Source organism: Ohtaekwangia sp., from assembly GCF_036568665.1.
Classification (GTDB): domain Bacteria; phylum Bacteroidota; class Bacteroidia; order Cytophagales; family Cyclobacteriaceae; genus Ohtaekwangia.
The window spans coordinates 1-8,308 of the sequence record NZ_DATCSD010000394.1; the positions used below are offsets into that span (position 1 = coordinate 1).

Here is an 8,308-nt window from a genome sequence, read left to right on the forward strand (position 1 = left end):
TACATATATGTATTCCTCTTTTTATTGGGAGGCAGTTGATATTTACCTATAGATTATGCCGGGTATAGTAAAAACAGAGATATACTATAGCCTTAAAATAATAGAGCATGGGCTATACTTTACAGGTATAGGCTTCGTTAATAAAAGTATATTCCAAAGATATACCTAAGTAATTCTCACGTAAGGTTTTCAGAGCTTGCGTAGAAATTAAAGGATAGAAGGTATATTCAATCCGGCTTTTCAGGGTAGTGGTACGCACACGGTCGTTTGTCGATAAGTGTAAGAATATCTCATTAATTACCAATTATCTTCTCTCGTTGTGCTTTTAATTTACGTGTAGTTAGTACGTTATACCTAATTCTACCCTGTTGGTGAAATCTTTACTGTTGACTGTGTTTTGCGTTACTGCCTGCTCGATCGTGTATGCCCAGAACCTGGAATCGATCGGTAAGGCCAACCCGCTCTCTATTTCAGGAGGTGTTTCCCTGAATCAGATTGTATATGGCGTGCATGGTATTGAATCCAGACGCGACCCTTATACATACTATGCATCCGGCAATGTTAACTTCTCTTTATATGGCTGGAACTGTCCGCTGAGCTTTTCAGTCTCTAATCAAAATACTTCTTTTCAACAGCCATTCAATCAATATAGTCTTCATCCAACCTATAAATGGATTACCGGACATGCAGGTTATACCAGCATGACATTTTCCCCCTATACGGTAAATGGCCATATATTTCTGGGGGGAGGCGTTGACCTGGCTCCGGAAGGTAAATTCAAATTTAGCGCACTATATGGCCGCTTTCTCAAAGCCGTTGAGCCCGATAGTACACGCGAAAGTTCTATAGCACCGTCATTCAAACGGATGGGCTATGGGTTCAAAGCCAGCTATGGCGATGGAAGTAATTTTGTGGATATCATCACCTTCCACGCACAGGATGAAATCAACTCTATACAATATGTACCGGAAAACGAAGGTATACTTCCGCAGGAAAACCTGGTGATGAGTATAGCTGCCGGAAAATCGCTGTTTGAACATTTTCTTGTAAAGGCAGAGCTGGCAGCCAGCGCGCTCTCGCGCGATACACGTGCAGCCGAAGCAGACCAGGAGCACCCGTTGGCAAAAGCAAAGATGCTATATACACCCCGCATTTCTTCTTCTTACTATAAAGCCTTTAAAACATCGCTCAACTATCAACAGGATGGCTACACGCTGGGTGTTGCTTATGAGCGCATCGATCCGCAGTATAGAACACTGGGTGCGTATTACTTTAACAACGACCTCGAAAATATAACAGCCAACGGTGCCGTAGCTATACTGCAGGGAAAAATGAATGTAGCTGTGAGTGCCGGTACGCAGCACGACAATCTTGACAAGAGCAAGATCAGCACCATGCGCAGAGCTGTGGGCTCTGTTAATATAGGTTATGCTCCTACTCAAAAAGTAAATCTTGGGGCATCGTATTCCAACTTTCAGACCTATACCAACATTCGTTCTCAGTTTGTGGATGTAAATCAGCTTACGCCATACGACAATCTTGATACACTGAACTATACCCAGATATCGCAGAATGCTACCCTAACCGGTATGTATATGTTTGGTAAAAATGAGAACAAGCGCCAGACATTAAACTGTAACCTCACGTTTCAGGATGCTGCCGATAAGCAGGGCGAAGTAAAACAGAATTCAGGAGTACAATTCTATAACATTAATACAGCATACGCACTAAATATAGTCCCGAGCAACCTGATGCTATCTGCATCTTTCAACGCAACGCTTAACAAAGGTGCCGGTGTAGATTCAAAAACGCTGGGCCCTACCGTTGCAGTGAGTAAATCATTTTTCGAAAAGAAATTACGAACAACCGTGTCGTCATCGTATAACAGCACCTATACCAACTCAGAGCGTGTAAGTACAGTTGTTAACGGTCGAATTAATGGAAGTGTATCGGTACAAAAGAAACATAATCTGAACCTGAGCCTGGTAGTTGTGAACAGGAGTACGAATAAAGAAGGGGCCGCTCAGGCATTTACCGAGTTCACGGGAACGTTGGGATATAGTTACTCATTTGGGATTCGATAATTTTTAGAAGTTAGTATATATAGTATATAATTTATACTTGAATTTTTGGTGTTGAATTTGAACTCTAACCGATACGTTACGTTGAAACCGCTCAAGCCGCTACTCTTTTTATTGTTCCTGGTTATAGGCAAGCTTTCATTTGCTCAGGTATATCCTGTTCAGGCTACTGTACAACTTACACCACCATATTCGCTATACCTGGCCGATTATGTTGAGTCTGGTACGGAGCGACTGGCACTGAATATATTTCTGGCAGATATAGCGCGTCCTCAACTCGATGTTCGATTCAGACTGCGCATCGTAGGGCAGGGTGTTACGATCGAAACAAAGCCTGAGTACAGACCTGCGCCTGTAAGTATACAAGGTGGCGTGCCGTTGCGTCTTATCAGCACGGATCTCGCAGATTATTTCAATTCCAATAATCTGAACTTCCAGGGAATTACCCGCAGAGAATATGATCAGCGTGGAAAATTACCGGAAGGTGTATATCAGTTTTGCTTTGAAGTATTAGAGTATAATCGCGGAGCAAAAATTTCCAACACAGCCTGTGGCACAGCATGGATGATCCTGAACGATCCTCCTATCGTAAATCTTCCGCGACAAAATGAAAAATTAAAAGTACAGAGTCCACAAAACATTTTGTTACAATGGACTCCTCGCCATACCGGTTCGCCCAACTCAGCCTTTACTACCAACTACGATGTAACAATGGTGGAGGTATGGCCATCAACCCGCAATCCGAACGATGCGATTCTTACATCGCCTCCTATATTTGAAACTACTACCAGTAGCACTACCGTTGTATACGGGCCTGCGGAAACTCCGCTTGAGCCGGGAAGACGCTATGCCTTTCGAGTGCGCGCCCGCAGTATCGCTGGCGTGGATGAACTCGATCTTTTCAAGAATAATGGCTATAGCGAAGTAATCAGCTTTGTGTATGGTGATGCCTGCGATCTGCCAACCGGTATAAATGCAAGTTCAATCGGTACATCAAAATTTAGTCTGGCGTGGGATGGTCTCTTTAATCATACAGCTTACAAAGTACACTATCGTGAGGCCGGTACTACAAACTGGTATGAGAGTGATGTAACGTCTACCAACGCAGATATATACTCACTCAAACCAGGAACAGTATACGAATACCAGGTAGCAGCTACCTGTGGATTTTATGATGGCCAATATTCAGCTATCGCAAAAGTTACCACCAACCCATTACCCGAAGCAGAGTATGCATGTGGTGCGCCATTGGGTACATTCAATATTGATCCGAAAGAACTTACCGGTTCACTCAAAGTCGGTGATATTATACAGGCTGGAGATTTCGATGTAAAGCTTACAAAAGTTACCGGCAGCAATGGTGTATTTAGCGGAGAAGGTGTAATTGAAGTTCCATACTTCAATAAAGCGAAGGTAAAAACATCGTTCTCCGACATAAGTGTAACCAAAGAGCTGCGGATGGTGAACGGCTATATGAATGTTACCGGAGCAGCCGTGGATATTATTCCGGCAGGAGTAATGGATGCTGTGAATGGTCTCACTGAAATTCTGAATGCTGCAGATTCAGCACTGAATACTATAGAAGAAAATTTACCGGAGCAGTTCGATCCAAACTCCTTCGTAGCCGATACAGCTATTAATGTAAAAAATGGTATAAGTTCAGTATATAAAGATGATGATGGCACGGTAGTAATTGTTGACAGTAAGGGAACAGAAACACGTTTACCAGCCGGTACATCTGCTGCCGTTACCGATAGTAGTGGTAGCGGATATTTAGTAGACAAGAAAGGCAACGTACACAAGGTAACAGCGGAAGTAGCTGCAAAAGCTGCCAACCGTGAATATAATCTTTCGCTCAAGTTTGCTGCCAACGCAGGCATGCAGTATGGATTTGATCAGCGTAAGTACGATGCCATCGGCAAAGACTACGAGCAACTGAAAAATTACTCTGTTGCGTGGAAGTCGGTTGCCTCAGGCGGTGTTACTGATGTAGTGACTGCTATACTAAGTGGTACAGGTATAGATGCCGGCAAGATCAAATTTGAACAAAGTGGGATAGCATTACAGGCACAGCCGTTTGCTAACAATCAAACTACACTCTCTGTTCGTGGAGGAAGCGATGGTACAGAAGAAGGTTTACTTGCACTCTATAGTGCAGCGGATACGGGTAAAGTACAGGTGCTCGGTAAACTGAATGTAGTATCCTATAACAAGATATCGAACTCTGTTGTAATTGTTCCGGTAAATAACACAAGTCTTCCTTCAGGACTTACACCACAGATCATTGAAGATTCTCTTAATGCTATCTATAAACAATCTGTAGTGGATTGGAAAGTAAGTATAGCATCACCTATAGATGTAGCGTTGGGCGATCCATTTGACGATGGCGACAGTGAGTTACTCTCCAACTATACGGACGACATGAAGAAGGTGATCAAAGCCTTCGGCAAACTGCAAGATGAAACGTTCTATTTATTCCTGGTAAACAATCCAAAGAGTGGCGATGGCTTAGGCTATATGCCGCGTGGTAAACAGGCCGGTTTCATTTTCGTAGATCGTCACGGTTCCGATAAGTCAGCACTCATGCGCACCATGGCCCACGAACTTGGCCACGGAGCATTCAGTCTGCACCACACCTTTAAAGAACCAAACTTTACCCTCACCAAAGGCACTACCGATAACCTGATGGATTATCCGAGCGGTAACAAACTATATAAATACCAATGGGATAAAATGCGCTACCCGGATATAGTGGTGGGATTGTTTGAGGAGGATGAAGAAGGAGAGCAAGTTTTAGTACAGAATATATCTGATCTAAAACCATTTGCCGAAAATGGATTATTTACTTTCATCACGCCAACAGGAAAGCCATTCTCCTTGCCTACGGATATTCAGGAAGTAACTTTTTACTCTAATGACGAATCGAATGGATCTACAGATATAGGTTTCTATCCGGACGGAGCATTGCGCGGATTTAAACTGGCAGATGGACAGAAATACGTAGCTTATTTAAATACCAATAATAAGAAGGAGTTTCTGGGATATTATCTAAATAAAGATCAGCCTTCACCCTACTTAGACAAGAGCACCAAATCTAAGGGGACAGTAACTAAGGTAATTGCTGGTTTCCCTTGCGTGGAGGAAGGTAAAATATCCTTTAAGGTAAAGCAATGTGATTTTACAGGTGATCAAATTTCATCTGACAATTCAGGAAGAGGTACCTATAACACTACACTCCCAATACAAATGGGAGCTGCAAATGAAGTTACACTGAAGTATATATCAACTACACCTTATGGTGAGTTAGCTACTGCTTTCTTGGAGAAGATTACAAGTTGCCAGGAAAGTGAAACTAAATATATACTTACTCTTGCGAATGTAATTAATGCAAATGAGGCTTATGTTAAGGCCTGTCCGTTTAGCACGCTTCTGAAATCGGATATTGAAAGATGGGCACAGCCATTTTTGAATCCAGCTTGTACTACCTGCGTAAATACAGTATACAAACCGGTGAAGATGACCGAGTCAGATTTCCTAGCGAAACTTACTGAGTTTGTAAAGAGTCTGAAAGATTTCCAGAATAAGCCGGCAGAGCTGGCAAAAATAACAACAGCCTCATCTATGCGGTCCGCGCTAAGAAACACGGCCCTTTGTAACTACTGGGAATTTGATGCCGCCTTAAGATTCCACATTCTGGATTTACTGCGTAAAGAAACAATGAATAATTGCAACGGTCCTGTTTTGGATAATTGTGCTGAAGAGTTTGCCATTGATGTTTTGAAACTTGTAAAGGAAGATAAGGTGGCAACGGACTTGGTGAAGTTGCTAAGCGAAGACAAGACTGGCGTGTTAAAAGATCTTAATTACAGGATTGATGGAGAAGAATTTGGAGAGTACCACATTGCATTGTCAGAGCTGTATTCGAAGGCAAAGGCATCTGAATTTGAAAAATTAAGAAAAACGCTAGATGAAAAAAGCCTTGTTCGGGGAGATCTTCAACAACATGCTAACAATGGTAATTTCTGGTGGTCTGACTATAGATTCTTAAAGAGACTCATAAATATATTCAATCGGAATGTTGTTCAGATAAATTACTACGATACTGATATTAGCAAAGAAGGCAAAATCACATTCAAGGCAGATATAGTAGCAAGTCCTACTGTTCCAGATGCAAACGTTGAGATTCTAGATCCATTTACATTAATTAAAATCAACTTTATTTCGGATGGTCAATCTTTACCCTATGCGAGAGGAGATTCAGCATATTTACCTGCGATCAATATTCTGGCAATAACGAATGACCAATTTAATGGTCAGACTATAGATGCTATAAATGTGGCCTTTATTCTGGGAACGTTTGGATCTGGAAGTATAGGAGCTGCAGGATGGACAACAATTGGTTTGAGTTCAGTAGCGCTTACTGTTGATAGCTATAGAGGTGAGATTCGTCAACTACCTTATGGTCCTGAATTCTTGAAAGGATGGGAAATATTAAATCAAGCTTTAATTGTTTATCAGTCCTATCACATTATTACAGGAATACCTGGAGCTGTAAAAGGTGCGCTCGATTCATATAAGAGAGTTCGCCCTTATCTTAAAGCAAGTACCAGGGAAGCGATGGATGAAACTGTTAATAATACGGTAAGACAGACAGAGCGATCCACAGGCGCGAAGCGAGAGTATGATCCGAATCAATATTCAGAATTTCTGGATACTCCTGAGAATTTACCAGGAAGTGGTGCCGATCCTGTTATTGGTGGAGGAGCAAGTGGTGCAGCAACATCTAATGTTTCCAAATTAGGTGTTGGACAATCTCTCAAAGTGGCTAAAGGTTCAAAGGGGCGCGCATTAATAGATGAGAGTGTTGCAGACGATGTTATAGATGCAAAGGAGATCGATTTTTCTGACAAGATCGGTGATGCTATGGGTGAAGATATAGTTCATCCAAAGCAAAGAGATTATCCTTCAATAGATGCAGTATCAAAAGAAACGGGGACTCCCTTGTCGTATAAACAGCTTACTGAAGAGGTGAAATCGAATATTACAAAGAATATAAACAATGCTTACAAGAGTATTGCAAATAATAATGCGCGAGCTTTGAAAGGAGAAGTCTGGAAAGACGGAGTTAAATTTACTGAGTGGAAAGGAGTTGATTTACATATTGAGTATAAGTTCTCTGATGTGGATGCTAATTGGTTGAAAAATAAAATGTGGCCAGCGTTTAAAAAAAGTACACAACGAGCCTTTCAGAATAATGGCTTGATCAAGGATGTTTACATCCATTTACAGGATGGTTCCGTGGTTCAAATGGATATGAGTATATTTTAAGAAAGGGGTTATGGATTCTAATTATCGAATGTTATTGTCTAAGACATTTATAGCAAAGCAGAAGGCGGATAATGAAGATGTTTTTGACTTTTATGATATAGGAAATTGGGTAATTGATACTGTAAAGAAGTATGATACTATAAGAGTTGATGATGTAGTCGATTCATTTGAGGATTTTATTAGCTATTATAAATGGATAGGCATAAAGCGTTTCGCTATAAATATTGAGTCTGAAGTTTGGGATATGACTAGGCAAAAAAGTTTGAGTGAATGGCTTTATGAACTTAAACTTAAATATAAGGGAAGCTATATAGAGAGTTTGGCTTATGATATAGCCTATGTGGACTGCTATTATCGCTCAGCTATAGATGGGGAAGAAATTGATCTGTCTGACTATAACTGCTTGAATTTTTGCATACAGTTATACGAGGATAGACATCTTTCTTTTAATACAGATTTGAAAATGGATCTTTTCATGTCTAACCCCTCCAGACAGCAAGGAGTGTATCTATCCTCAGAAGAGGTGAAAAATAATAATAAGTTACTCACAGATACTTTGCAATCTCTGGAAAATGGTGGAGTCTTTTCTATTAGAAGTTTTGAGAGTTCGTTTTATCCTGAAGCAATATATAAGTATGGATTTAAGGATGCTTGAGTAATAAATACAGAAGGTGATTTACTGTAGGTCAATGTATATTAAATGAATATTTTAAAGTTTTACATAGCGCTATTGTTTGTTGGAGTTTGTTTTGAGTTGCACGCCCAAGACACCAAAAAAACACTAACCGCTTACTTCTCTGAAGTGCGTGCGGGTAAGTATCAATCTATACCGAAGAATTTGTTTCAGCCGGAGAATGCGAAGACTACGTTGTCGTTGTTGGTGCCTTATCTGAAAGATA

General features: G+C 40.9%; 4 protein-coding genes. All 4 read left to right on the forward strand.

Annotated elements, in window-relative coordinates; genetic code table 11:
• Positions 1-371: 371 nt before the first annotated feature.
• The gene (locus tag VIN08_RS23255) at positions 372-2,084 is read left to right on the forward strand and encodes a hypothetical protein (RefSeq protein WP_331970518.1); all 1,713 of its coding nucleotides are present in this window, start codon (positions 372-374) and stop codon (positions 2,082-2,084) included.
• 81 nt (positions 2,085-2,165) lie between these two features.
• Positions 2,166-7,409 (forward strand): fibronectin type III domain-containing protein, encoded by a 5,244-nt coding sequence (locus tag VIN08_RS23260; protein WP_331970521.1) that lies wholly within the window; start codon positions 2,166-2,168, stop codon positions 7,407-7,409.
• 10 nt (positions 7,410-7,419) lie between these two features.
• Positions 7,420-8,064 (forward strand): hypothetical protein, encoded by a 645-nt coding sequence (locus VIN08_RS23265; protein ID WP_331970524.1) that lies wholly within the window; start codon positions 7,420-7,422, stop codon positions 8,062-8,064.
• Between the two features lie 45 nt (positions 8,065-8,109).
• Positions 8,110-8,308, forward strand: a 199-nt coding sequence (locus tag VIN08_RS23270; protein ID WP_331970526.1) for a hypothetical protein, incomplete at its 3' end; no start/stop codon positions are given.